The sequence below is a fragment of the Amycolatopsis plumensis genome (assembly GCF_042652605.1).
Lineage (GTDB): Bacteria > Actinomycetota > Actinomycetes > Mycobacteriales > Pseudonocardiaceae > Amycolatopsis > Amycolatopsis plumensis.
Window position 1 is genome coordinate 3,601,984 of the sequence record NZ_JBHSJY010000001.1, and the last position, 25,513, is coordinate 3,627,496.

Sequence of the window (25,513 nt, forward strand, 5' to 3'; positions counted from 1 at the left end):
GGGTTCCCCCAGCCGAAAACCAAGGTCACAAGGGCCGCGGCCGTCCTCTCGGCGCTCTCCCAAGCCGCGGCCCTCGTGACGTCTACGGGGTGGGGGAACAGCTCGTCTTCCCCAGCGTCACCGTTCCCGTGATGCCCGATGCCGGCAGGAAATCGATGCGCAGCATCGTCAACCCCACGCTTCCGTCGCCCGGCAGGTCCTGGACGTTGAACACCGCGTTCGCCAGGGCCGTTCCGTCCGCTTTCCGGATCGGCGACACGTAACCCGCCGGCACCGGGCTCGGCGGGTTCGTGATCCCCGACATCCCGCCGTACGTCCAGTTCGCGCTCGTCTGCGTCTGCGTTCCGTCGCACGTCACCGTGAAGGTCGCCAATTTCACGCGGGGGCCACCCGCCGAAACCAGCGCCGACAGCTCGAAGTTCTTGCCCGTCGCCGTGGACTTCGTGGTCGAACCGGTTGTCGTGCAGGATGACGTGCCGCCGCCGAAGGTGATCCCGGTTTTCGACACCGGTTCGGCCGTTGCGCTCGCTGGGCCGTCCAGTGCGCAGTGACCCTGCGGCGGGATCGTGATCGTCGTGCCCGCCTTCGTGAACGAGGCCGAGCCGATGTCCGCCACGCCGGCCGGCGAAGCCGCCGATGCCGGTGATGCGCCCGAAGCGGCCAGGCCCGTCACCACCAAAGCCGTGACGATCGTGCTGCGCATCCGGTGTCCTCCTCGCCGCCTGGTGAGCGGCCCGGCTCGGCCGCTGCTCCACGACTGAATATCCGTCCGCCGGAGACGTCCGTTGCGCCCGGAATCTCCGATCACCCTTTCGAGGAGCGCGAACCACCCGGGGCGGTGTCATGTTCGTCACCGTTTCCGCAGGACAGCGGGTAAACGACCGCGCGCGGTAGCCACTACGCTCAAGGGGCAACCGACCGGTGCACGAGTAGAGCGGAGCCGACGTGTCTGTGCCTTCCCCAGCCCCCGGGGCGGGATCCCTCCCCGCTGCGCCGGGCGGCGCCCTCGACGACCTGCGGGCGTCGGTCGGGCTGCAGATCGCCGACGAAACCCTGCTGCGGTCGATCGCCGGCGGGCTGACCGAGGTCGAGAAGCTGCTGCGCGAGGTCGTCCGCAGTGACGTCCAGGCCGTCAACGACGCCGCGTTGCACCTGGTCGAGGCCGGGGGCAAACGCTTCCGTCCGCTGTTCACCCTGCTCTCCGCGCAGTTCGGGCCGAAGCAGGACGACCACGTCATCATCGCCGCCGCCGCGGTCGAGCTGGTGCACCTGGCCACGCTCTACCACGACGACGTCATGGACGAGGCCGACATGCGGCGCGGCGCCGAGAGCGTCAACGCCCGCTGGGACAACACCATCGCCATCCTCACCGGCGACTTCCTCTTCGCCCACGCCTCGCGCCTGGTCGCCGACCTCGGCACGGACGCCGCGCGGATCATCGCCGAGACCTTCGGCGAGCTGGTCACCGGCCAGATGCGGGAGACCGTCGGCCCCGGCCCGGGTGACGACGCCGTCGCGCACTACCTCACCGTGATCGCGCAGAAGACCGGCTCGCTGATCGCCACCTCCGGCCGGTTCGGCGGCATGATGTCCGGCGCCGCCGAGGAGCACGTCGAGGCGCTGCGCCGATTCGGCGACATCATCGGCACCGCCTTCCAGATCTCCGACGACATCATCGACATCGCGTCGCCGTCCGACGAGCTCGGCAAGGCGCAGGGCACCGACCTGCGCGAAGGCGTCCGGACGCTGCCCATGCTGTACGCGCTGGCCGACCCGGACACCGACCCGCGGCTCATCGAGCTGCTGTCCGGCCCGATCGCCGACGACGCCCTCGTCCAGGAGGCGCTCGAGCTGCTGCGGGTCAGTAGCGGACTCGATCGAGCACGCGTCACCCTTTCCGACTACGCTCAGCGCGCGCGAGCCGAGCTTTCCGCGCTCCCCGCGTCACCCGCCCGGGACGCGTGCGAGTCGGTCGCGGACTACCTGGTCGCGCGCACGCGCTGAAGCACTTAACAGGGGCAGGGATAGATGTCCATATTCGGACAGGTCTGGCTGTGGAGCCTCGCCGCGTTCTTCGTCGGCGCCGTCCTCACCTGGCTGGTGCTGGTGCTGCCGCTCCGCAGGAGCGTTCGCCGGCTGGAGAGCTCGCTGGCGCAGGCCCACGCCGACGCGGCGCGCACCCCGGCTAACGCGGCCTCGGTGAACGCCACCGCCGAAGTGTTCCGGCGGCCCGAGCTGGAGCCGACCCGCCAGGAGACCTCCTACCCCGGCACGCTGGTCGCCGCGCCGCCGATCCACCGCGACGACGTGCACGACGACATCGACGAGGACTTCGCCGAACTGGACGCCCAGGTGCCGTCGCGGAGGGCGCCGGAGACGGAACCCGTCCGCGCGCAGGAACCGGAGCCCGAGGAAGACGACCCGTACCGCAACGCGGCCGCCCAGTTCCTGACGCCGGAGGAAGAGCCGGAGCGGGCCGCCTCGACGCAGTACCTCACGCCGGTCGGGGACTCGTTCGAAGACGACGCGGAGCTGGAGTCGCCTGCCCCGTCGAGGCTCGAGCAGAAGCTCGACCCGGACCCGGCGGGCTCGCTGTTCCAGCGGCCGTCCGGCGAGGCGGCGGCCGTGCCGGACTGGTTCGACGACGAGCGGCCGTCCGAGCGCTCGGCGTTCGAAGAGCCGGTGGAGCGCACCCGCTTCATCACCGAGCACCCCGGTGCGGTGCACCAGGACGACGAGCAGCCGGAAGAGGACGAGTCGCCGCAGTACGCGTTCGGGGGCGACATCGCCGAAAGTGAGCTGGACGTGCCGCCGGAGACCCCCGCCGAAGCGACGCAGGTGCTGCCGAAGCGGCAGCCCCGGGGATCCGTGCGCGGCGGGTTCGACGCGCCGCAGCCGATCCAGCCGTCGATGCGCACGGTGGAACGCCGCGAACCCGACCTGTCCGGCGCGCACAGCGGTTCGCTGTTCGAGCCGTCGGTGCAGCCGAACCAGGCGGGTGTCGTGGCGCCGGAGCCGCCCCCGGCCCGCCAGGCGGCGGGCGACTCGGTTCCGCCGGGCCCGTTCGGCCCCGGTTCGGCGATGCCGCGCCCGGGTGGCGGGGCACCCAGCGACAGCTTCGCCGTGAAGGCCAGCGTCACCGCCTTGCGGTACTGCACCGAGGAATCGGCGCAGTTCCCGAAGATGGTCGCGGAGGTCTGGTTCCGGACGGCCGAGGACGCCGAGCGCGTCGGGTTCCGCCCGCTCAGCTGACGCCCGGCGCGGCCTGGAACAGGACCAGGGCCGCGCCTCCGGGATCGGTGACCACCACCAGCGAACCGAACGGCAGGTCGGTGCGCTCGCGCACCAGGGTTCCGCCCAGCTCCAGCGCTTTCGCCGTGGCCGCGTCCACATCGGACACCGGCGCGTAGGGCAGCCACTGCGGCGCGCGCTCGTCGCCCGGCGAGAGCTGGGTGAGGCCGCCCCAGGGCGTGCCGCCGGTCGTCAGCAGGGTGCCGTCGGTTTCCCAGCCGAGCAACTCCGCGTAGAACCGCTTGCTGCCCGCCGCGTCGGCGGTGCGGACGTCGAAGAACACGAACGGTGAGTCAGGTCGCATGACCTGAAACTTAGGACAGGTGTCCCAACGAAGGCAACCCCGGAAACGCCGAAGGCCGCCATGCCCAGGGCATGGCGGCCTTCGGAAAGCAGCGGGTTACGCGACCGTCCAGGTGTCCTTGCCCCGCAACAGACCCTGCAGGTCCGGCTTGCGGGCCGCGCGGGCCTCCTCGACCTGGGCGCGGGCGCCGTCGTCGTAGGTCGGGCGCTCGACCTGGCGGAGGATGCCCGTCGGGACGTGGTTGAGGTTCTGGTCGCCCAGGCGCGACAGCGCGAACGCGTACGACGTGTCCGTGATCGACGGGTCGTGCACCACGATGTTGTCTTCGCCGATGTCGGCCACCTTGGCGACGTCCAGACCACCCCAGTCGCCGCGCTTGACGCCGAACTCCTGGTTCGGGCCGAAGCGGATCGGCTCGCCCGCGCGCAGCGGGATCAGGCGCGTCGCGGCTTCGTCGGCGTCCTTGAGGACGTCGAACGCGCCGTCGTTGAAGATCGGGCAGTTCTGGTAGATCTCGACCAGCGCCGAGCCGCGGTGCTGCGCCGCCGCCTGCAGGACCTCGGTCAGGCCCTTGCGGTCGGAGTCCAGCGCCCGGCCCACGAACGACGCCTCCGCGCCGATCGCCAGCGACAGCGGGTTGAACGGCGTGTCCACCGAACCCATCGGCGTGGACTTGGTGACCATGCCCTGGCCGGACGTCGGGGAGTACTGGCCCTTGGTCAGCCCGTAGATCCGGTTGTTGAACAGCAGGATCTTGATGTTCACGTTGCGGCGCAGCGCGTGGATCAGGTGGTTGCCGCCGATGGACAGCGCGTCGCCGTCACCGGTCACCACCCACACCGACAGGTCCGGGCGCGTCGTCGCGAGCCCGGTCGCGATCGACGGCGCGCGGCCGTGGATCGAGTGCATGCCGTAGGTGTTCAGGTAGTACGGGAACCGCGACGAGCAGCCGATGCCCGAGATGAACACGATGTTCTCGCGCTTGAGGCCGAGCGTCGGCAAGAACGACTGGACCGCGTTCAGCACGACGTAGTCGCCGCAGCCGGGACACCAGCGGACCTCCTGGTCCGACTTGTAGTCCTTGGCCTTCTGCGGCTCGTCGGTGGCCGGCACAAGGTCCAGGCCGCCGAGGTGGGGTATCCCCAGGTCGACTGTAGTCATTCCGCCTCCGCGGGAAAGAGAACGTCGGCGGTGGTCATTTCGCCGCCTCCGTAGCAACGCCGGTGATGATCTCCGAGAACAGGTTCTGCAGCTCTTCGGCCTTGAAGGGCAGGCCGGCCACCTTCGTGTGCGAGTGGACGTCGACCAGGTACTTGGCCCGCAGCAGCAGCGCGAGCTGGCCGAGGTTCATCTCCGGCACCACGACCTTGTCGTAGCTGCGCAGGATGTCGCCCAGGTTGGCCGGCAGCGGGTTGAGGTGCCGCAGGTGGGCCTGCGCGATCGGCAGGCCGAGCTTGCGCACGCGACGGCAGGCCGCGCCGATCGGGCCGAACGACGAGCCCCAGCCCAGCGCCAGGACGCGCGCCTTGCCGCCGGAGGGATCGTCGACGACGAGGTCGGGGACGTCGATGCCATCGACCTTCGCCTGCCGCAACCGGACCATCTTGTCGTGGTTGTCGGGGTCGTAGGAGATGTGGCCGGTCTTGTCGGCCTTCTCCAGCCCGCCGATGCGGTGCTGCAGCCCCGCGGTGCCCGGGATCGCCCACGCGCGGGCGAGCGTCTCGGGGTCGCGGACGTACGGCCAGAACTCGCCGGAGTCGTTGTCCGCGTTGGGTTCGGTCGCGAACTCGACCCGCAGGTCGGGCAGCTCGTCGACGTCCGGGATCAGCCACGGCTCGGAGCCGTTCGCGATCGCGCCGTCCGAGAGCAGCAGCACCGGGGTGCGGTACTTCAGCGCGATCCGGGTGGCCTCGACGGCCGCGTCGAAGCAGTCCGCCGGCGAGAGCGGCGCGATGACCGGGACCGGCGATTCGCCGTTGCGGCCGAACATCGCCTGCAGCAGGTCGGCCTGCTCGGTCTTGGTCGGCAGCCCGGTGGACGGGCCACCGCGCTGGACGTCGATGACGACCAGCGGCAGCTCCACCATCACGCCGAGGCCGACGGCTTCGGACTTCAGCGCGACACCCGGCCCGGACGTCGAGGTGACGCCGAGCGCGCCGCCGTAGGACGCGCCGAGCGCGGCGCCGATGCCGGCGATCTCGTCTTCGGCCTGGAAGGTGATGATGCCGAAGTTCTTGTGCTTGGACAGCTCGTGGAGGATGTCCGAGGCCGGGGTGATCGGGTACGTGCCGAGCAGGATCTGCAGGCCGGAGCGCTGCCCGGCGGCCACGATCCCGTACGCCAGCGCGGTGTTGCCGGTGATCTGCCGGTAGGTGCCCTGGGTCAGCTTCGCCGGCGCGACCTGGAACGTCGTCGCGAAGGACTCGGTGGTCTCGCCGTAGTTCCAGCCCGCGCGGAAGGCGAGGATGTTCGCCTCGGCGATGTCCGGCTTCTTCGCGAACTTCTCGCGCAGGAACCGCTCGGTGCCCTCGGTCGGCCGGTGGTACATCCACGAGAGCAGGCCGAGCGCGAACATGTTCTTGCAGCGCTCGGCGTCCTTCTTGCCGAGGCCGGTTTCGGCGAGCGCGCCCTGGGTCAGGGTCGACATGGCGACCCGGTGCACCTGGTACGGCGCCAGCGTGTCGTCGTCCAGCGGGTCCGTCGCGTAGCCGACCTTGGTCAGGTTGCGCTTGATGAACTCGTCGGTGTTAAGGATGATCGTGCCGCCGTGCGGGACGTCGCCGAGGTTCGCCTTGAGGGCGGCCGGGTTCATCGCCACCAGCACGTCCGGGCGGTCGCCGGGGGTGAGGATGTCGTAGTCGGCGAAGTGCACCTGGAAGCTCGAGACGCCGGGGATGGTGCCCTGTGGTGCGCGGATCTCGGCGGGGAAGTTCGGCATCGTCGACAGGTCGTTGCCGAACGCGGCGGCTTCGGACGTGAAGCGGTCGCCGGTCAGCTGCATGCCGTCACCGGAGTCGCCCGCGAACCGGATGACCACCCGGTCCAGCTTGCTGACCTCGGTCGGCCTGGTTGCGGCGAGCGAGCCGTGACCAGCGCCGTTGCCGTTCGCACTCGTGCTCATGGGTCAGGGATTCCCTCTCTCCCGACGGTACGGCTTCCGTTCGCCTGCCGGTGCCGCGGCTGCGTTCACCAGGTCTACTCACGAGGTTAGCTCGCCCTCAGCACCGATGTTGGCGGTGTCCCGGGTGTTGGACGACCTCTTCGGTGCTCTTCGATGTCCCTTCGCAGGTCCGCCAGATACCTGTAACCGATGGTAACGGTCACCTGCTGCGCCGCGCTGTGATGCGCGTCTCGCGAAGGTAGGTCCCACCGGCTTGAGTCACGGCCGAGAACGAATCCGGTCTCGCATCAGGGAAAGTCGTTCGGCGAACTCCGGGGACGCCAGCGAGGCCAGCTGAGGCCGGATTTCGACGTCGACCGCGTCGCGGTGTTCGGCCAGGCCCGCGGTCGTGCGGAGGCTGCGCTTGGTGGCGATCAGCGCTTCGCGCGGCGCGGCCACGGCGGGGTGAGCGAGCTCACGCGCGGCCGTGACGAGGTCGTCGTGGCCGCCGTCGACCACGCGCAGCGCCAGCCCGGCGCGGACCGCGGCCTCGGCGTCGAGGGGCTGGCCGAACAACGTCATGGCGGCGGCCTGCTGCGGGCCGGCCAGCCGCTGCGTCATCCAGGTCATCCCGCCGCCCGGGTGCAGCCCGAGTTCGAGGAACCGGGCGACGAACTTCGCGCGCGGCCCGGCCAGCCGCACATCGGCGGCGAGGGCGAGGTTCAGCCCGGCCCCCACGGCCGCACCCCCGACGGCGGCGATGGTCGGCAGCTCGCACCGCGCCACGGCGAGGAAGCCTTCGTAGATGGCGCGCAGACCCGTTTCGTCGGCGTTCGCCAGAGCGGACAGATCGGCACCGGCGCAGAAGGCGGGCGGCGTCCCGGTGACGACGACGGCGTGCACGGACTCGTCGCGTTCCGCGGCCTCGACGGCCGCGGCGAGCTGCGCGGAGAGATCGAGGGTCAGCGCGTTCCGGCTGCCGGGAGCGTCGACGGTCAGCAGGGCGACGCCGCCGGAGTGCTCGCTGACGATGCGGTCGGTCATGGCCTCAGGGTGGCATGGCCGGTGGTCGGGGTGGAGTTCGAGTCGGGGAGCTGGCGATGCAGGCGGTCGACCGGTGGGGCGGTGACGTTTCCAGGCTGCGGGTGGGCGGACCTGCGGCTGCACCCGGACGAGGCACCGGCGGTGTTGAGGGCGCGGGGAGCCAAGGGCTCAGTGGCGAGGGGCTGGGGGCTGAGCTGCCGGGGTCTGGGCGGCCGAGGAGCTGAGGGTGTGCCTCCGGCCCCCGATGACCAGCGTATCGGCGACGGCCGACAGTTTCGGGCCTCGTCGCGCGCCCGGCCGCCCGCCTGTCCACATCCGGTCCCCGGTGGCCCAGTCATCCACAGCCGGCCGCCCGGAGGGCCGAAACCGTCGGCCCCCGCCGATACGCTGGAAACCGGGGGCCGGAGGCCTCACTGCTCCGGAGTAGGCGGCCGTTCCAGCAGCCGCGAGAGCACCACGGTCGACACCGTCCGGTCCACGATCTCCAGCCCCCGCAGCCGCTCCAGGGCCGTCTCCAGGTGGTGGATGTCCGCCGCCCGCAGGTGGACGATCGCGTCCGCCGCGCCCGACACCGTGTACGCCGCCACCACTTCCGGCAACGGTTCCAGCCGCGCGCGGATCCGGGCCGGCGTGATGTTGCCCTGGCACGTGACCTCGACGAACGCCTCCGTTCCCCAGCCCAGCGCCTCCGGGTCGACCACCGCCGTGAAGCCCCGCAGGACACCCGTTTCCAGCAGCCGGTCGACGCGCCTCTTCACCGCCGGCGCGGACAGGCCGACCACCTTGCCGATCTCCGCGTAGCTGGAGCGGGCGTTCGCCACGAGGCACGAAACGATTCGCTGGTCGATGGTGTTCACACGCAACATCTAGCACAGTTGTGCGCAGCGAACAGCGATTGATTGCGATATTAGGTGCACCTTACCCTGCAATCATGCAGGCGATGCGCGTACCGACCACTCGTCGATACCTCATGTGCCCGCCGCGCTTCTTCGCGGTGGACTACGTGATCAACCCCTGGATGGACCCGACCCAGCCGGTCAGCGCCGACGTCGCCGTCGCGCAGTGGACCGAGCTGCGCGACACCTACCGCCGCCTCGGCCACACCGTCGAGGAGATCGAGCCCCAGCCCGGCCTGCCCGACATGGTCTTCGCGGCGAACTCCGGCACCGTCGTCGACGGCCGCGTGCTCGGCTCGCGGTTCCGCGCCCCGCAGCGCGCCGCCGAGGCCGAGCACTTCCGCCGCTGGTTCGTCGAACACGGCTACCGCGACATCACCATGCCGGAGAAGATCAACGAGGCCGAGGGCGACTTCGCCTGGACCGGCACCCTGCTGCTCGCCGGCACCGGCTTCCGCACCGACCCGGCCGCGCACGCCGAGGCCCAGGAAGTCCTCGGCGTCCCGGTCGTCTCGTTGCAGCTGGTCGACCCGCGCTACTACCACCTCGACACCGCGCTGTTCGTGCTCGCCGAGGCGACCGACACGACCCGCGCCCAGATCGTCTACTACCCGGAGGCCTTCTCGGCCGGTTCGCGCCGGGTGCTCGAGCGGGTGTTCCCGGACGCGGTGCTCGCTACCAGCGAAGACGCCGAGTGCTTCGGCCTCAACGGCGTGTCCGACGGCCGCAACGTCGTTCTCCCCGTCGAGGCCACCCGACTGGGTGAACTTCTCGCCGCCCGCGGATACGAACCCGTCTACGTCGACATCTCTGAGCTGCGGAAAGCCGGCGGCGGCCCGAAGTGCTGCACGCTGGAAATCCGCAAAGGCTGAATAGCCGCAAAAAACTGTAACTCCCCCGTTTGCCACCGCGATTAATCGAAGTAACAAATCGACTACTCGCGGTGGCAGGCGGTGGGAGTGGTGACGGTGATCCTGGCCGTGCACGGGGTGGGCCGGCCGGCCCGCCAGCTCGACCCCGGTGAAGACGAGCGCTGGCTGACCGTCGAGCAGTTCGAGCGCGTCCTCGACGCCGTCGCGGACCGCGAGGACGTCCGGCTCACCTTCGACGACGGCAACGAATCCGACGTCGAGGTCGTCCTGCCGCGGCTCGCCGACCGGGGGCTGACGGCGGAGTTCTTCCCCTTGGCCGGCCGGCTCGGGCAGCGCGGTTACCTCGACCGCGACGGCCTGCGCGAGCTCGCGCGCGCCGGGATGGAGATCGGCTCGCACGGCTGGGAGCCGCGCGACTGGCGGCGGCTCGACGACCGGCACGCCGACCGCGAGCTGAAGGACGCCCCGAAGCTGCTGGGTGACCTGTGCGGCCGGCCGGTTCGGCGCTACTCGCTGCCGTTCGGTGCGTACGACCGGCGCGTGCTGGCGCGGCTGCGGCAGGCGGGCGCGACCCGCGTGTACTCGAGCGACGGCGGCGCGGCCCGCCGCGACGGCTGGCTCCAGGCGCGCACCGAAGTCCCGCACGACCTCGACGGCGACTGGCTCGACGGCGTCCTCGCCGGCTCCCGGCGGCGGGCCGGCCGGTGGACCAACCGCCTGTTCCGCCGCACGGCCCGCTGAACCCCTCGTGAGTGGTAAGGCGGGTTCTAACCCGCCTTACCACTCACGACCCCGGGGCGAGCGGCGGTCGTTCCGGTCACCGGCACACGGGCTGTGGGTCCTCGCGCCGGTGAGCAGCCTTTTCGTCACCTTCGGCCACCTGATGGGAAATTCCCGGACCCGGAGGTCTTGAACGCGCCCGTGCCGGGGTGCATCCTGGTGCCCCGCCGCCGTAAGGAAAGTTTCCTAACTAAAGGGAGCCCCAGGAATGCGGAAACTGATCCTGCTCGCGACGCTCGCGCTGGCCGCGGCCGTGATGCCGTCGGCCCTCGCGTCGGCGGCGCCCGCCCCGGCCGCCTCGCCCGCCACCGTCGAAGCCGCCCCGACCGCGGCCCAGCTGCTCGCGAAGACCAGCGGCTGCAACCAGATCTCGAACGGCAAGTACAAGACCGACGAAGACGCCTCGAGCAAGACGGTCGCCGTCTGCGACGCCAACGGTGCCGTTTTCTGGAAAGCCGACATGGACATCGACTGCGACGGCCAGCGCACCTCGCAGTGCAACGAAAACACCGACTGCTGCTTCCAGGACGACACCGCGTTCCACCAGTCCGACGGCAAGCCGCTCAACGCCGCGAAGCTGCCCTACATCGTCGTCCCGAGCTCCAGCAGCATCTGGAAGTACTCCTCCTCCGGGCTCAAGGGCGGCGGCTCCTGCGCGGTGATCTACAACGGCAAGGTCGAGTACGCCGTCATCGGCGACACCGGCCCCTCGCAGATCATCGGCGAAGCCTCCTACGCGACGGCGAAGGACCTCGGCATCAACCCCGACCCGTCCAACGGCGGCACCGACTCCGGCGTCACCTACATCTGCTTCAAGAACTCGACCGTCTCGCCGATCGAGAACCACGCCAACGCGGTGAGCAAGGGCCAAAGCCTCGCCACCACGTTCGTGAACAACAACTGACACCTATTCACGACCCGGCGGCGAATCGTGGTCGACGGCCACGGTTCGCCGCCGGATCGAGACGCAATTCTCACCCGGATCCCTTGCGTCTCACCGCAGTCTCACGCCTTCCCCCGTCCGCCGCAGTCGCGGTAACGATCCAGGGGCGCCCGCCGACCAACTTGAGGGTCGCGCGGAATAGCGGAGGTTTTGGCGTGAAGATCAGTGTCTTCGGGCTCGGTTACGTCGGCTGTGTCTCCGCCGCGTGCCTGGCGGGGCAGGGGCACCGGGTGGTCGGCGTGGACGTCAACCCGGTGAAGATCGACCTCATCACCCAGGGCAACGCCCCGGTGGTCGAGGAGCGGATCGGCGAGCTGACCGCCGAGGTCGTCGCGAGCGGCGCGCTGAGAGCCACGACCGACGTCGCGGAGGCCGTCGCCGACAGCGAGATTTCGCTCGTCTGCGTCGGGACGCCGTCGGCGCCGAACGGCAGCCTCTCCACGGTCTACCTCGAGCGGGTCGCCGAGGAAATCGGCGAAGCGCTCGCGAAGAAGAGCGAGCGGCACACCGTCGTCTTCCGCAGCACCATGCTGCCCGGCACCTGCCTCGACCTGCTGGTCCCGATCCTGGAGAAGTCCTCGGGCCGCACCGCCGGGGTCGACTTCGGCGTCGCGGTGAACCCGGAGTTCCTGCGCGAGGGCACCAGCGTCCGCGACTTCTTCGACCCGCCGAAGACGGTCATCGGCGAGATCGACCAAGCCAGCGGCGACGCCGTCGCGGCGTTGTACGAGGGCCTGCCCGGGCCGGTCTTCCGGGTGCCGATCCCGGTCGCGGAAATGACGAAGTACGCCGACAACTCCTTCCACGGCCTGAAGATCGGCTTCGCGAACGAGCTCGGCGCGATCTGCCGCGCGCTGGGCCTCGACTCGCACCAGGTGATCGACGTCTTCCTCGCCGACACGAAGCTCAACATCAGCCCCGCCTACCTCAAGCCCGGGTTCGCCTTCGGCGGCTCGTGCCTGCCGAAGGACCTGCGCGGGCTCGTCTACGCCGCGCACCGCGCCGACGTCAGCGTGCCGATCCTGTCGCACGTGCTCGCGTCGAACGACGACCACCTGCAGCGCGCGTTCGACCTGGTCGCGCGCACCGGCAAGCGCAAGGTCGGGCTGTTCGGCCTGTCGTTCAAGCCGGGCACCGACGACCTGCGCGAGTCGCCGCTGGTCGAGCTGGCCGAGAAGCTGCTCGGCAAGGGTTACGACCTGAAGATCTACGACGCCAACGTCAGCCTCTCGCGGCTGATGGGCGCCAACCGCGAGTACATCGAGAGCCGGCTGCCGCACCTCGGCCAGCTGCTCGCCGGGTCCGTCGAAGAAGTCGTGAACCACGCCGACGTCCTGCTCGTGGGCACCAAAGACCCGGACGTGCTGGCGGCCCTGCCGCACGGCCGGGAGATCGTCGACCTCGTCCGCCTGCCCGACGCCGCCGAGCGTCGCCTTGAAGAGGGATATGCCGGCCTTGCCTGGTAAAGCGCTCATCCTCGTCGAGAACCTCTCCGTTCCCTTCGACCGGCGGGTGTGGCAGGAGTCCACGACCCTGCGCGACGCCGGGTGGGAAGTCCACGTGATCTGCCCGCAGGGCACGAAACGCGACACCGAGGCCGAAGCCGTCGTCGACGGCGTCCACATCCACCGCTACCCGCTCAAGGCGGCGACCGGCGGCCCGGCCGGCTACCTGCAGGAGTACGGCAGCGCGCTGTGGCACACGCTGCGGCTGGCCCGCAAGGTCGGGCCGGTCGACGTCGTGCACGCCTGCAACCCGCCGGACCTGCTGTACCTGGTCGCGAAGGTGCTCAAGCGCCAAGGCGCGAAGTTCATCTTCGACCAGCACGACCTCTGCCCGGAGCTGTACCTCTCGCGGTTCGACCGCGGCCAGGACCTGCTCTACCGCGGGGTCTGCGCGCTCGAACGCGCCACCTACCGCGCCGCCGACGTCGTCATCTCGACGAACGAGAGCTACAAGCAGGTCGCCCGGATCCGCGGCGGCAAGAAGCCCGAGGACGTCTTCGTGGTGCGCAGCGCCCCGGTGGTCGAGCGGTTCCACGAGGTGCCGGCCGAGCCCGAGCTGAAGAAGGGCAAGCCGCACCTGCTCGCCTACCTCGGCGTGATGGGCCCGCAGGACGGCGTCGACTACGCCCTGCGTGCGCTCGCGAAGCTGCGTGACGAGGTCGGCCGCACCGACTGGCACGCGGTGTTCGTCGGCTCGGGCGACGCGTTCGACGACATGGTCGCGCTGTCGGCCAAGCTCGGGCTGGCCAATCAGGTCGAGTTCACCGGCCGGATCTCCGACGAGGATCTGGTCCGCTACCTGTCCACCGCCGACGTCTGCCTGTCGCCGGACCCGCTGAACCCGCTCAACGACGTCTCCACGATGAACAAGGTCATGGAGTACATGGCGATGAGCAAGCCGATCGTCTCGTTCGAGCTGCGGGAGGCGCGGGTGTCCGCGGGCGACGCGGCCGTCTACGCCCCGGCGAACGACGAATCGGCGTTCGCGAAGCTCGTCGCGCAGCTGCTCGACGACCCGGAGGAGCGGATCCGGATGGGCAAGCTCGGCCAGGCCAGGGTCGCGGGTCCGCTCTCCTGGGAGAACTCGGCGAAGGCTCTGCTCGCCGCATATGAGCACGCTGTGAAGTCTTGATCGCCGTTCAGTCAAGAAGTCACCGGACGTGTAACCAATGCTCCCGATCGGACGACGGTTGGGGTAACCGGCCGATCAACTGAACCCGTTCGGCGTACCCGGCTCAGGAATGGAGATCCCACCGTTGACTGACGACACGGTGCGCCTGGCCCTGGTCGGGCAGGTCCTGCGACGGCGGTGGCGGCTGCTGGCCGCCCTCGCCGTCCTGGGCGCGCTGGTCGGCGCCGGGGCGTCGATCCTGTTCTCGCCCGGCTACAAGACGACCTCGGGCGTGCTGCTCCAGGGGCCGCGCCAGGCCGACGAGCTGCTGACCCAGGCCGAGATCGCGACCTCCTCGGTCGTCCTCGACCGCACCGCAGCCATGCTGTCGTGGCACCCCAGCGGCGCCGACCTGAAGAAGCAGGTCAGCGCGTCGGTGGCGCAGAGCAACGTCGTGACGATCACCGTCTCGGCCGACACCGCCGAGCACGCGCAGCAGCTCGCCGACCAGGTCGCGCAGCAGTACGTCAAGTACTCGACGCAGCTGGCCACCAACTCCGCCGACGCCTCGGTGCAGCTGGCCCAGGAGCAGCGCGAGTCGCTGCGCGAGCAGGTCAAGCTGACCACGGACAAGATCAGCGACCTCGCCAAGAACGTCGGCGGCGGCCTGACCGTGGAAAGCGTGCAGGTGCGCACCCAGCTCGAGGGCCTGAAGACGTCGCTGGAGCAGGCGATCAACGACCTGAACCAGGCCGATCTCGCCACCGGCGTCGGCAACACCGTGGTGCTCGGCCCGGCCCAGCGCCCGACGTCGCCGGCGGCGCCGACGATGACCCACTTCGTCGCCGGGGGCGCGGTCCTGTTCTTCCTCGTGGGCGTGTTCGGCCACCTGTTCACCGCCCGCACCGACCGGCGGCTGCGGGGCGAGCCGCAGATCGCCTCCGCGCTCGGCGCGCCGATCCTCGCCGGGGTCGACGTCACCACCCCGGAGGGCGACCGCGCGCCGGCCACCGGCTTCCTCGGCAGGGTGCGGCACCTGCTCGGCGGCGACCGGCCGTGGGTGCTGCCGCCGGTCGCGACCTCGGCCGACGAGGTCAACCGCGACATCCGCTACCGCCGGGTGCTGGCCCGGCTGGCCACCGGCCCCGCCGACGTGCTGCTCCTGGTGGCCGAAGACGACGAAACCGGCCGCCTGGCCGCCGCCCAGCTCGCCGAGCTGGCCGACCGGCTGTCGGTGCCGCTGCGGGTCTTCGAGTTCTCGCCCGACCGGCCGACGGTGCCGGACGCCGCGGCGAGTTCCGGGGTCCTGGTCGTGCTCGGCGCCGGCACGCGCACCGCGTGGCAGCTCGTCCGGCTCGCCGAGGCCTGCGCCGACGCCCGCCAGGAGATCGTCGGCGCCGTCCTCACCCACCCCGTCCGGCCGAGCGAGCCGGCGAAACCCGGACCCGCGGCGGAAGCCCCCGAGAAAGCCCTGGCAGGTTCGGCGTGACGACTCCTCCCTCGCAGGCCCAGGCCGCGCCACTGGTCGATCTGCAGCGGCTGTTCGTCGCGATCCGCCGCCGCAAGCGGTTCTGGCTGGCCACCGCGCTGCTCGGGCTGATCGCGGGCGCCGTCCTCGCGGTCGTGCTGCCCGCGCCGCCGACCGCGGTCGCCAAGGTGATCGTGGTCCACCAGGACGACTCGCCGACCGACAGCGGCACGCTGATGCGCACCGACGTCGCCGTGCTGCAGACGACCCAGATCGCCGAAGCCGCGCTGAAGAAAGTGGGCAGCACGGATTCGCCCGAAGACTTCATGAAGAACTACGCGGGCCTGGGGCTGACGAACAACGTCCTGCAGATCACCGTCAAGGCCAAGAGCGGCGAAGAGGCCGTGGCGCGGGCGCAGGCGCTGGCCGAGACGTTCATCGCCGACCACGTCAAGCGCAGCCAGGCGGCCGCGGCCGCCCAGTCGCAGGCCATCCTCGACCAGCGCAAGAACGCCCAGGACGAGCTGAGCAAGGTCGAGCAGCAGATCGTCGAAGAGGAGGGCAAGGGCCGCCAAGCCAGCCAGCCCGCCCTCGAAAACCTCTACAGCCGCCGCGCCGCGCTCACCGCGCAGATCTCGGACTTCACCTCGCGCGCCCAGCAGGCCGGCATCGGCAGCCCGCAGGTCGCCGCGGGCACCCAGGTCGTCGACGCGGCCCGGCTGCTGCCCAAGGCGTTCCTCAAGACCACCGCGACCAACGCCGGCATCGGGTTCGCCCTCGGCCTGGCCCTCGGGCTCGCGCTCGTCGCCGTCGGCGCGGTCTCGCGGGACAAGCCGGTGCTGCGCCGGGAGATCTCGACGCACCTCGGCGCGTCCGTGATCGCGCAGCTGCCGTCGAAGCCGCGCGGACCGGCCCGGCTGTGGCGGCGCTCGCGCGCGGTCGCCGAACGTCAGCGCGTCGCCACGACGCTGGTCCGCCTGATCAAGCAGGACCCGCGCGAGGTGTCGCTGCTGGAGCTCGGCGCCCCGAACGTCGCCGCCGCGCTCGGCCTGGACATCGCCGGGGAGCTGGCCGCCGAAGGCGCCGCGAGCGTCATCGACGACCTGCCCGGGGAAGACGTCCGCAACCTCGCGCAGGAGACCCAGAGCGACGTTTCCGTGGTCGGCGCCGGTGACCCGCCTGGGAAGCCGGAAGAGCGCCGCGTCGGCGTCGGCACGGTGTCGCCCGGCACGGCGTGGACCGACCTGACGCACCTCGGCAAGGAAACCGTGCTGGTCGTGAAGGCCGGGCACGCGAACACGCTGTGGCTGCACACGGTCGCGCGGCAGCTGGCCGACCAGGAGATCCCGATCATCGGCGTCGTGCTGGTCGACCCGGACCCGCGGGACAAGTCCGACGGCACGCTGTGGGACGGCCTGCACACCGCCCTGCGCGGGCGGGGCCGCCCGGCGGCGCCGCCCGCCCCGGCCGAAGACCGTATCGACGAGCTGGTCGCTCGCGTCGCCGAGCGCGTCGCCAAGACCGAAGCGCCGACGCGCCGGTTCACCCCGGTCCGGCCGGTGCTCCCGCCCGCTCTCGCCACGCCGAGGCCGCCCGCGTCGCCGCTGCCACCGCCCGGCAGCGTGAGCGTGCCGGACCACCTGAACGCGCCGACGAAGAAGTTCGCCCCGGTCAAGCCCCCGAAGCGGCCGACGCCATTCAAGCGCGATCACGCCGAACCGAGCCACAAAGGCGATCTCGAACCCGAAAAGAGCGCGGAGGTCTCCTGACCCGCGCCGCAACCGAAGGGGAACGCACCGGAGATGTGCGGCATCGCAGGCACCTACCTCTGGCCGGACGGCGGGCCGCTCACCGACCGGCTGACCAAGACGCTGGCCCACCGCGGCCCGGACGGCTCCGGCCGCTACGAGCACGCGGCCGGCCCCGGCTCCGTGCACCTGGGCCACCGGCGGCTGTCGATCATCGACCTGTCGGAGACCGGCGCCCAGCCGATGGTCCTCGACGGGCTCGCCCTGAGCTACAACGGGGAGCTTTACAACGCCCCCGAGCTGCGCGCCGAGCTCTCGGCGGCCGGTGTCCGCTTCCGCGGGACGTCCGACACCGAAGTGCTGCTGCAGGCGTGGCGGCGCTGGGGCACGGACTGCCTGCCCAAGTTGCGCGGGATGTTCGCCTTCGCGCTGTTCGAGGAGGGCACCGGCGAGCTGTTCCTGGTCCGCGACCAGCTCGGGATCAAGCCGCTGTTCTTCGTGCAGCGGAACGGCGGGGTCGCCTTCGCCTCGGAGCTCAAGGCGCTCGCGGGTGAGCTCGGCGGGTCGCTGCAGGTCGACAACGCGGCGCTGATCGCGTCGCTGCTCTACTACTGGGTCCCGGACAGCCGGTGCGCCTACCAGGGCGCGGAGAAGCTGCAGCCGGGCACCTGGCTGCGCTGCCGCCCGGACGGCCGGGTCGACCGCGGCCGGTTCTGGTCGCTGCGGGAGGTCGCCGAGGAGGGCGCGGCCTTCGACGGCGAGGTCGACCTGCACGCCGTGATCGCCGAGTCGACGGCCAAGCACCTGCTCTCGGACGTCCCGGTGGCGACGTTCCTCTCGGGCGGCCTGGACTCCAGCTACCTGACGGCGCTCGCCGCGCGGTCGCAGCCGGGGATTTCGGCGTACACCATCGGGTTCCGGGCCGAGGACGCGAAGTTCGAGGCCATGCCGGACGACCTCAAGTACGCCCGGATCGTGGCGCAGCAGTTCGGCGTAGACCTGCACGAGATCGAGATCGCGCCGCAGGTGCTCGACCTGCTGCCGAAGATGACCTACCACCTCGACGAGCCGATCGGCGACCCGGCGGCGATCAACTCGTTCCTGATCTGCTCGGCCGCACGCGAAGCCGGCGTCAAGGTGATGCTGTCCGGGATGGGTGCGGACGAGCTGTTCGCGGGCTACCGCAAGCACCTCGCGAACCTGATCGCCCTGCGCTACCACAAGGTGCCGGGCGCGGTCCGGCGTCCGGTCGAGTCCATTGTGGACCGGCTGCCGGTGGCGTCGGCCAAGCGCGGGTACCGGTCGGTGCGGTTCGCGAAGCGGTTCCTGTCGTTCGCGGGCCTGCCCGAGGAGACGGCGTTCCGGCGCAGCTACACGATGTACGACCGCGCGGACCTGCTCGGTCTGGTGAACCCGGACCTGGCCGTTGACGTCGATTCGGTGTTGACCGAGCACGCTGACACGTACAACGACCAGGCCCTGGACGACTTCGTCAACCGGATGTGCCTGGCCGACTCGCGGATGTTCCTGCCCGGGCTGAACCTGACCTACACCGACCGCTCGACGATGGCGGCGTCCACCGAGGTGCGGACGCCGTTCGTCGACGTCGAGGTCGTGCGGGCGGCGTTCAAGATCCCCGGCAGCAAGAAGATCGTCGGCCGCGCCGGGAAGGTGGCGCTGAAGAACGCGGCGCTGAACATCCTGCCCAGCGAGATCGTGCACCGGCCGAAGGGCCTGTTCAGCGCGCCGCTGCGGGCCTGGATGAGCCGTGACCTGGCGCCGCTGGTGCGTGAAGTCGTCAACGACGGCGTGCTCGTCTCGTCGGGCTTCCTGCAGCGGGAGGCACTGCAGCGCATGGTCGCCGAGGACGCCGCCGGTCAGGAAGACCGCGGCAAGCACCTCTGGCACGTCTTGACCCTCGAATACTGGTACCGGAACGCGATGTCTGGAGCGGGAGCGAAGTGAAGCAGGTAGTCCAGAACTACAAGAGCGGGGAACTGGCGCTCCTCGACGTGCCCGAGCCGGCCTGCAAGCCGGGTGGCGTGCTGGTGCGGACGGTGTACTCGCTGATCTCGACCGGCACCGAGATGATGAAGGTGTCCGAGGCCAGCATGTCCCTGGTGGGCAAGGCCAAGGCCCGGCCCGACCAGGTCGCGAAGGTCATGCAGAGCGTGGCCACCAACGGCCTTTCGGCGACCTACCGCAAGGTGACGTCCAAACTGGACTCCTACACCCCGCTCGGCTACTCGCTGTGCGGCGTCGTCGAACAGGTCGGCGACGGCATCACCGACGTGGCGGTGGGCGACCTGGTGGCCTGCGCGGGCAACGAGCACGCGCTGCACGCCGAGCTCAACTGGGTCCCGAAGAACCTGTACTCGCCGGTGCCCGCGGGCGTCGACCCGCGGCACGCGGCGTTCGGCACCGTCGGGTCCATCGCCATGCAGGGTGTGCGCCGCGGCGAGCCGCAGATCGGCGACGTCGCCCTGGTGATCGGCCTCGGCCTGATCGGCCAGCTGGTGGTGCAGCTGCTGGCGTCGTCCGGCGTGCGCGTCGTCGGCGTGGACCCGGATCCGGAGCGGTGCAAGCTCGCCGAGAGCCTCGGCGCGCTGACCTGCGCGCACCCGGCGTCCGGCATCGTGGACACGGCGGTGGACGAGCTGACGCACGGCGCGGGCGTCGACCAGACGTACCTCGCCGCGGGCGGCAACACGAACGACCCGGTGGAGCTGGCCGCGAAGCTGTCGCGCGACCGCGGCCGCGTGATCGACATCGGCAAGTGCAAGCTCGACCTGCCGTGGAACGCCTACTACGAGAAGGAACTGGACGTCCGGTTCTCGCGTTCGTACGGGCCGGGCCGCTACGACCCGTCGTACGAGCTGGAGGGGCGCGACTACCCGATCGGCCAGGTCCGCTGGACCGAGCGCCGCAACCTCGAGTGCGTGCTGGACCTGATCGGGCGTGATCGGCTGGACGTCGAGCCGCTGATCACGCACGTCTCGGACTTCTCTTCCGCTGTCGACACCTACAAGTCGCTGAATGAGGGCGCGTTGAAGGCGGTGGCGGTGCTGTTCCGCTACCCGGACGGGGTCGCCCGGACGGAGCCGGTGGTGACGTCCGCGCGGGTCGCGGTGGCGTCCTCGTCGGCTGCCGCGCTGCCCGCGGGACAGCCGGTGCGCCTGGGCTTCATCGGGGCGGGCAACTACGCGTCGTCGATGCTGCTGCCGCACCTGGTCGAGCGCGCGGACGTGGAGCTCAAGCACGTCGCGACGACGTCGGCGCTGTCGGGCGCCAACGCGCGGCGCAAGTTCGGCTTCGCGGCGGCGTCGACGGACATCGACAACGTCCTCGGCGACTCGTCGATCGACGCGGTGTTCGTCGTGACGCGGCACAGCTCGCACGCCGAGCTGACCCGCCAGGCGCTGCTGGCGGGCAAGACGGTGTTCGTCGAGAAGCCGCTGGCGCTTTCCGAGTCGGAGCTGCAGAAAGTGCTGGACGCGATCGAGGAGTCCGGCAACGACCGGCTGCAGGTCGGCTTCAACCGCCGGTTCGCCCCGCTGCTGCACGAGGCCCGCGAGCAGTTCGGCCCGCGCGTCGGCCCGGCGAGCGTCCGGTACCTGGTCAACGCGGGCCGCCTCGACCACGGCAGCTGGTACAACCAGACGGAGTCGGAGGGCTCCCGTTTCGCGGGCGAGGGCGGGCACTTCATCGACACGGTGAGCTGGCTCCTCGACGCGGACCCGGTCTCGGTGTACGCGACGGGGGACTTGCAGGTGACCCTCGGCTACGCAGACGGCTCGACGGCGGTGATCACGTACGCCGAGACGGGCTCGTCGGGCTTCCCGAAGGAGACGTTGGACCTCGTCGCCGACGGAAAGGTCTTGAAGTTCGACGACTTCGTCCGCGCCTCGGTGTACTCGCGCAAGAAGTGGGCCAGCTCGCGTATCCCGAAGGGCCGCGACAAGGGCCAGGCGGCCGAGGTCAACGCGTTCTTGGAGGCGGTCCGGACGGGCTCGCCGATGCCGATCTCGGTGGCCTCCCTGGCCGCGACGACGCTGGCGACGCTGGCCGCGCAGACGAGCGCCGCGAACGCCGTGCCGGTGCGGATCGAGCTGCCGCAGAAGGCGGGTGCCCCGGCATGACAGGCATCGCGCCGACCCGCTCGAGGCGGCTGCGCTCGGGTGCGACGGGCACGGCGCCGGTCCGGCGGAGTGTGGCCGACTCGGCGGCGCCGAGGGTGGTCGGCCCGGCGGCGCCGAGGTCGGCTCGGGTCCGGTCGGCGGCGCTGTCGTGCTCGGCGGCGCTGAGGGTGGTCGAGGTTCGGCGGAGCGTGGCGGGTTCGGCGCCGAGGTCGGCACGGGTCCGGTCGGCGGCGCTTCCGGCGGTGGCGAGGGTGGCCGCGGTTCGGTGGAGTGTGGCCGGTTCGGCGGCGCTGAGGGTGGCTCCGGTCCGGCTGGCGGCGCTGCCCTGCTTGGCGGTGCCGAGGGTGGCCGCAGTTCGGTGGAGTGTTGTGGGTTCGGCGGTGGCGAGGTCGGCTTCGGTCCGGCCGGTGGCGTTGCCGCGCCTGGGCGTGCCGGGCACGGCGCCGGTCCGGTCGGCGCTGCTTCCGGTGGCAGGGGCGCGGCCATGATGGGACCCGGCTGGTACCTGCGCCGGCTGTCGCGGATGGGGCCGGCGGAGGTTGTCGGCCGTGCGCGGCATGCCGTTGTGCAGCGGCAGTGGCGGTCCGCGCTGCCGACGCCGCCCGACTGGCCCGCGCACCCGCGCTTCACCGCGGTGCTGCCCGCCGGCGTGCTGGGCAAGGTGTCCGGCGAGGCGGTCGCACGGCTGCTGGCCACCGCCGACGAGCTGATGGCCGGCCGCGCGGAGTTCTTCGGCGTCGAGCGCACCGATTTCGCGGCGCCCGACTGGTTCCTCGACCCGAAGACCGGGCGTCGCGCGCCCTCGGACGTGTACGCGTTCGACGTGCCGTACCGGTCGGAGGACACCGTCGGCGACATCAAGCAGATCTGGGAGCCGTCGCGCCACCAGCACCTCACCGTGCTGGCCGCGGCGTACGCCCTGACCAGCTCTCCGGCCTACGCCACGCGCGCAGCCGAGCACCTGCGTTCGTGGTGGGCTGCCAATCCGCCGTTGCAGGGGCCGCACTGGGTGAGCGGTATCGAGCTGGGCATCCGGCTGCTGTCGTGGGTCTGGACGCGCCGCCTGCTCGACGGCTGGCCGGGTGCGGCGGAGCTGTTCGAAGAGAACCCGGACTTCCAGCTCCAGCTGTGGCACCACCAGAACTGGCTCGCGACGCTGCGCAGCCACGGCTCCTCGGCGAACAACCACGTGATCGCCGAGGACGCCGGGCTGCTGGCGGCGGCGTGCGCGTTCGGCTGGTTCCCGGAGTCGGCGGGCTGGCGAACCGCGGCGATGCGCTCGCTGGACGTCCAGCTGGGGCGCAACACGTTCGCGTCCGGCCTCAACGCGGAACTGGCGTCCGAGTACCACGGCCTGGTGCTGGAACTCGGCCTGGCGGCGGCGGTCGAGGCCGACGCCGCGGGCACACCGGTGCCGGACTCGACGTGGGACGTCCTGCTCCGGATGACGGACGCCCTGGCGTCCATTGTGGACAACCGGATGCGCCCGCCCCGCCAGGGCGACGCCGACGACGGCTTCGGCCTCATCGTCGACGGCGCCTCGACCGACCGCTGGGCATCGCTGCTGGCCTCGGGGGAAGCGCTGTTCGGCCGCCTCGACTGGTGGCCGCCGATCCCGGGCGACGACGTGCGGACACCGTTGCTGGCGTCGCTGGTCTCGCGCACCCCGCGGGCGGCAGGTGTCCGCCCCGGCCGCCGTCCGGCGCACCTGCGGGACGCGGGGATGACGATCCTGCGTTCCGGCCCGGTGTGGGTCCGCTGCGACGGAGGCCCCCACGGCTTCCTGTCGATCGCGGCGCACGCCCACGCGGACGCGCTGTCGCTGGAGGTCCGCCACGATGGCGTGGATGTGCTCGCCGACCCGGGCACGTTCTGCTACCACGGCGAGCCGCAGTGGCGGTCGTACTTCCGGTCGACGCTGGGCCACAACACGCTCGAGCTGGCCGGCCGCGACCAGTCGGTGTCGGGTGGCCCGTTCCTGTGGACCCGCCACGCGGTGACGAAGGTCCTCGAGGTCCACACCCCGGACGACGGGCCGTCCCGCTGGTCAGCAGCCCACGACGGCTACGCCCCGGCGCTCCACCGCCGCACGGTCGAGCTGGACGGCGACGAGCTGTGGATCGTCGACGAGGTCCTGGGCGACGGTTCGCCGGGATCGGCACGGCTGGCGTTCCACTTCGGCCCGTCGGTGACGGTCATGCTCGACGGAACCACGGCCCGCCTCCGCTGGCCGGCCGCGCTCGATGCGCCGCTCGTCGGTGAGCCCAGTTCCACGGGCGGCAGCGCGCCTGCTGGTTCGGCCGCCGCCAGGTCGGCGACGGGGGCTGGTTCTGCTGGCGAGTCAGCGCCGCGGGCCGGCTCGGCGGCTGATGGGCGTTGGGCCGGTTCCGCTGGCGAGTCGGCGGCGGAAGCTGGTTCGGCGAGTGGAGGTTCGGCTGGTTCTGGTGGCGAGTCGGCGGCTCTGGCTGGCTCGGCGGCTGGTGGGCGTTGGGCCGGTTCCGCTCCCGAGCCGGCCGCCGCGGCCGGTGGTGGGCGGCCCGGCTCCGGTGAGCTTCCCGCCGATCCGGTGGTCGGGCGGGTTTCCGGTTCTCTCACCGGCGCTGTCCGGACCGCCGTGATGGAATTGCCGTCCGAACTTGCATGGACCGTGCACCGGGGGGAGACCGAGCCGCCGCTGGGCTGGTACTCCGCGGGGTTCGGGCGCAAAGAACCCGCCACCACCCTTGTCGGCTCCGGGTCGCCCGGTCACCTCACCACCCTGCTCCGCTTCAGTTAGGACCCGCCCGTGACAGCCCGCCGCTACCGACTTCGCCGCGCAGCTCCGCTGCTCGGCCTCCTGCTCACGGTCGCGGCGTGCTCGGGCGGGCCGGACACCGACGGCGGCCCGGCCCAGGCGACTCCGGCCCCCAGCGGGTCGGTCGCCGCCGTGTGCGACAAGCAGCCGGCCGGGCCCGCGGCCGCGCCGGCGGGGGCCGTGGTCGTCGATCCCGCCGTGCCGGGGGACCTGGCGGCCAAGACGCGCTCGGCCGGGCCGGGCACCACCTTCTGGCTCAAGCCCGGCAAGCACATCCTCGGCGACGACAAGTACGACCAGGTGTCCCCGAAGGACGGGAACGTCTACGTCGGCGCCCCGGGCGCGGTCCTCGACGGCCGGAAAATCAACCAGTACGCCTTCACCGGGCACGCGGCCAACGTCAAGATCAACTATCTGACCGTGCAGGGCTTCGCCGCTCCGCACGACGAAGGCGTGGTCAACCACGACTCGGGCGACGGCTGGGTGATCGAACACTCGACCATCCAGGACAACGACGGCGCCGGGCTGATGGCGGGCGCGCGCCAGCAGGTGCGCGGCAACTGCCTGCGCCGCAACGGCCAGTACGGCATGAACGCCTACTCCGGCAGCACCCCGATCACCGCGCTCGTCGTCGAGGGCAACGAGATCGCGGGCAACAACACCGGCGACTGGGAAGCCAAGATCGAAGGCTGCGGCTGCAGCGGCGGGATCAAGTTCTGGGACGTCAACGGCGCCGACGTGCGCGGCAACTGGGTGCACGACAACCACGGCACGGGGCTGTGGGCCGACACGAACAACAACGACTTCCTCATCGAGGGCAACCTCGTCGAGAACAACGACAGCGCCGCGCTGATCTACGAGATCAGCTACAACGCGATCATCCGCGACAACACGATCCGCAAGAACAATTGGGTCGACGGCCGCCGGTACGCCGACAAGAGCGACAACTTCCCGACGTCGGCGATCTACATCTCCGAGTCCGGCGGCGAGCCGCGGGTCAAGGCACGCACGGCGAAGATCGAGATCTCGCGCAACTACCTGGAGAACAACTGGTCTGGGATCACGCTGTGGGAGAACGCCGACCGGTTCTGCAACAGCCCGGCCAACACCTCCTCGGGTGACTGCACCCGGCTGGTGCCGTCCGTCAAGGAGTGCGCGGCCCCGGCGATCACCGGCGGGGCGCTCCGGTCCGACTGCCGGTGGAAGACCCAGCACGTCGACATCCACGACAACAAGTTCGTCCTCGACCCGGCGGTCGTGGGCTGCCAGGCCTCCTGCGGCCGGATGGGCCTGCTGTCGAACTTCGGCACCTACCCGGACTGGTCGCCGTACCGCGGCGACGACGTCCAGGAATCGATCACGTTCAAGCAGGACAACCGCTGGCACGACAACAGCTACGCCGGCCCCTGGACGTTCATCGCCCACTCGGCCGACCGCGTCCTCGAGATCGGCGAGTGGGAAGGCGCGCCGTACTCGCAGGACAGCGGGAGCACGTTCACCGCGCAGGGCGGGGGCTGA

Annotated in this window: 20 protein-coding genes; 14 read left to right on the top strand and 6 right to left on the bottom strand. The window is 71.1% G+C overall.

The features are described from left to right. Positions 1-82: 82 nt before the first annotated feature. A complete protein-coding gene (locus ACFPLC_RS17435; protein ID WP_378189316.1) occupies positions 83-703 on the bottom strand; it encodes a hypothetical protein in 621 nt (206 codons plus the stop codon). Between the two features lie 248 nt (positions 704-951). On the opposite strand from ACFPLC_RS17435, the gene ACFPLC_RS17440 reads away from it, so the two are divergent. Beyond that, the gene (locus ACFPLC_RS17440; RefSeq protein WP_378189597.1) at positions 952-2,004 is read left to right on the top strand and encodes a polyprenyl synthetase family protein; all 1,053 of its coding nucleotides are present in this window, start codon (positions 952-954) and stop codon (positions 2,002-2,004) included. Between the two features lie 24 nt (positions 2,005-2,028). Further along, the gene (locus ACFPLC_RS17445; protein WP_378189315.1) at positions 2,029-3,252 is read left to right on the top strand and encodes a sunset domain-containing protein; all 1,224 of its coding nucleotides are present in this window, start codon (positions 2,029-2,031) and stop codon (positions 3,250-3,252) included. Here ACFPLC_RS17445 and ACFPLC_RS17450 read toward each other — a convergent pair. From ACFPLC_RS17450 to ACFPLC_RS17470, 5 genes are all read right to left on the bottom strand, one after another. Continuing rightward, on the bottom strand, positions 3,245-3,595 hold the full coding sequence (locus tag ACFPLC_RS17450) for a VOC family protein (RefSeq protein WP_378189313.1): 351 nt from the start codon (positions 3,593-3,595) through the stop codon (positions 3,245-3,247). The genes ACFPLC_RS17445 and ACFPLC_RS17450 overlap by 8 nt on opposite strands. Before the next feature lie 96 nt (positions 3,596-3,691). Further along, positions 3,692-4,756 carry a 2-oxoacid:ferredoxin oxidoreductase subunit beta gene (locus ACFPLC_RS17455; protein WP_378189312.1) on the bottom strand — a complete coding sequence of 355 codons (1,065 nt, stop codon included), beginning with the start codon at positions 4,754-4,756 and terminating at the stop codon, positions 3,692-3,694. A gap of 34 nt (positions 4,757-4,790) precedes the next feature. Further along, on the bottom strand, positions 4,791-6,716 hold the full coding sequence (locus ACFPLC_RS17460; protein ID WP_191311527.1) for a 2-oxoacid:acceptor oxidoreductase subunit alpha: 1,926 nt from the start codon (positions 6,714-6,716) through the stop codon (positions 4,791-4,793). 258 nt (positions 6,717-6,974) lie between these two features. Further along, positions 6,975-7,739, bottom strand: a complete 765-nt coding sequence (locus tag ACFPLC_RS17465; protein WP_378189311.1) for an enoyl-CoA hydratase — start codon at positions 7,737-7,739, stop codon at positions 6,975-6,977. Between the two features lie 410 nt (positions 7,740-8,149). After that, positions 8,150-8,596 (bottom strand): Lrp/AsnC family transcriptional regulator, encoded by a 447-nt coding sequence (locus ACFPLC_RS17470; RefSeq protein ID WP_191311670.1) that lies wholly within the window; start codon positions 8,594-8,596, stop codon positions 8,150-8,152. A 74-nt stretch (positions 8,597-8,670) separates the two neighbouring features. On the opposite strand from ACFPLC_RS17470, the gene ddaH reads away from it, so the two are divergent. The 12 genes from ddaH to ACFPLC_RS17530 all read left to right on the top strand — a co-directional run bounded on the left by ddaH (position 8,671) and on the right by ACFPLC_RS17530 (position 25,513). Then, complete coding sequence (gene ddaH / locus ACFPLC_RS17475; RefSeq protein ID WP_378189310.1) at positions 8,671-9,507, top strand: dimethylargininase; 837 nt, start codon at positions 8,671-8,673, stop codon at positions 9,505-9,507. 81 nt (positions 9,508-9,588) lie between these two features. Then, positions 9,589-10,248, top strand: coding sequence for a polysaccharide deacetylase family protein (locus ACFPLC_RS17480; RefSeq protein ID WP_378189309.1), 660 nt, complete (start codon positions 9,589-9,591; stop codon positions 10,246-10,248). A gap of 247 nt (positions 10,249-10,495) precedes the next feature. Further along, entirely contained in the window at positions 10,496-11,191 is a 696-nt protein-coding gene (locus ACFPLC_RS17485) for a glycoside hydrolase family 75 protein (protein ID WP_378189308.1), read from the top strand. Between the two features lie 194 nt (positions 11,192-11,385). Continuing rightward, positions 11,386-12,696, top strand: coding sequence for a nucleotide sugar dehydrogenase (locus ACFPLC_RS17490; RefSeq protein ID WP_378189307.1), 1,311 nt, complete (start codon positions 11,386-11,388; stop codon positions 12,694-12,696). Further along, positions 12,677-13,867: a glycosyltransferase family 4 protein gene (locus ACFPLC_RS17495; RefSeq protein WP_191311537.1), complete on the top strand. Its 1,191-nt coding sequence runs from the start codon at positions 12,677-12,679 to the stop codon at positions 13,865-13,867. Before ACFPLC_RS17490 ends, ACFPLC_RS17495 begins: the two co-directional genes overlap by 20 nt. A 109-nt stretch (positions 13,868-13,976) precedes the next feature. Beyond that, positions 13,977-15,335: an exopolysaccharide biosynthesis protein gene (locus ACFPLC_RS17500; RefSeq protein WP_378189306.1), complete on the top strand. Its 1,359-nt coding sequence runs from the start codon at positions 13,977-13,979 to the stop codon at positions 15,333-15,335. Then, positions 15,332-17,083 carry a Wzz/FepE/Etk N-terminal domain-containing protein gene (locus ACFPLC_RS17505; protein WP_378189305.1) on the top strand — a complete coding sequence of 584 codons (1,752 nt, stop codon included), beginning with the start codon at positions 15,332-15,334 and terminating at the stop codon, positions 17,081-17,083. The genes ACFPLC_RS17500 and ACFPLC_RS17505 overlap by 4 nt, the downstream gene beginning before the upstream one ends. A gap of 33 nt (positions 17,084-17,116) precedes the next feature. Beyond that, positions 17,117-19,027 carry an asparagine synthase (glutamine-hydrolyzing) gene (asnB, locus tag ACFPLC_RS17510; protein ID WP_378189304.1) on the top strand — a complete coding sequence of 637 codons (1,911 nt, stop codon included), beginning with the start codon at positions 17,117-17,119 and terminating at the stop codon, positions 19,025-19,027. Continuing rightward, positions 19,024-21,201: a bi-domain-containing oxidoreductase gene (locus tag ACFPLC_RS17515; protein WP_378189303.1), complete on the top strand. Its 2,178-nt coding sequence runs from the start codon at positions 19,024-19,026 to the stop codon at positions 21,199-21,201. The genes asnB and ACFPLC_RS17515 overlap by 4 nt, the downstream gene beginning before the upstream one ends. Next, positions 21,198-21,689, top strand: a complete 492-nt coding sequence (locus ACFPLC_RS17520; RefSeq protein ID WP_378235863.1) for a hypothetical protein — start codon at positions 21,198-21,200, stop codon at positions 21,687-21,689. The genes ACFPLC_RS17515 and ACFPLC_RS17520 overlap by 4 nt, the downstream gene beginning before the upstream one ends. Further along, positions 21,686-23,977, top strand: coding sequence for a heparinase II/III family protein (locus tag ACFPLC_RS17525; RefSeq protein WP_378189302.1), 2,292 nt, complete (start codon positions 21,686-21,688; stop codon positions 23,975-23,977). Before ACFPLC_RS17520 ends, ACFPLC_RS17525 begins: the two co-directional genes overlap by 4 nt. A gap of 9 nt (positions 23,978-23,986) precedes the next feature. Then, positions 23,987-25,513, top strand: coding sequence for a right-handed parallel beta-helix repeat-containing protein (locus ACFPLC_RS17530; protein ID WP_378189301.1), 1,527 nt, complete (start codon positions 23,987-23,989; stop codon positions 25,511-25,513).

Bases quoted from the DNA above. Each gene is read 5' to 3' on its own strand.
- ACFPLC_RS17485 (WP_378189308.1), top strand. From the start codon at position 10,496: ATGCGGAAACTGATCCTGCTCGCGACGCTCGCGCTGGCCGCGGCCGTG.
- ACFPLC_RS17455 (WP_378189312.1), bottom strand. From the start codon at position 4,756: ATGACTACAGTCGACCTGGGGATACCCCACCTCGGCGGCCTGGACCTT.
- ACFPLC_RS17500 (WP_378189306.1), top strand. From the start codon at position 13,977: ATGGAGATCCCACCGTTGACTGACGACACGGTGCGCCTGGCCCTGGTC.
- ACFPLC_RS17450 (WP_378189313.1), bottom strand. From the start codon at position 3,595: ATGCGACCTGACTCACCGTTCGTGTTCTTCGACGTCCGCACCGCCGAC.
- ACFPLC_RS17520 (WP_378235863.1), top strand. From the start codon at position 21,198: ATGACAGGCATCGCGCCGACCCGCTCGAGGCGGCTGCGCTCGGGTGCG.
- ACFPLC_RS17435 (WP_378189316.1), bottom strand. From the start codon at position 703: ATGCGCAGCACGATCGTCACGGCTTTGGTGGTGACGGGCCTGGCCGCT.
- ACFPLC_RS17495 (WP_191311537.1), top strand. From the start codon at position 12,677: ATGCCGGCCTTGCCTGGTAAAGCGCTCATCCTCGTCGAGAACCTCTCC.
- asnB (WP_378189304.1), top strand. From the start codon at position 17,117: ATGTGCGGCATCGCAGGCACCTACCTCTGGCCGGACGGCGGGCCGCTC.
- ACFPLC_RS17465 (WP_378189311.1), bottom strand. From the start codon at position 7,739: ATGACCGACCGCATCGTCAGCGAGCACTCCGGCGGCGTCGCCCTGCTG.
- ACFPLC_RS17525 (WP_378189302.1), top strand. From the start codon at position 21,686: ATGATGGGACCCGGCTGGTACCTGCGCCGGCTGTCGCGGATGGGGCCG.
- ddaH (WP_378189310.1), top strand. From the start codon at position 8,671: ATGCAGGCGATGCGCGTACCGACCACTCGTCGATACCTCATGTGCCCG.
- ACFPLC_RS17445 (WP_378189315.1), top strand. From the start codon at position 2,029: ATGTCCATATTCGGACAGGTCTGGCTGTGGAGCCTCGCCGCGTTCTTC.
- ACFPLC_RS17460 (WP_191311527.1), bottom strand. From the start codon at position 6,716: ATGAGCACGAGTGCGAACGGCAACGGCGCTGGTCACGGCTCGCTCGCC.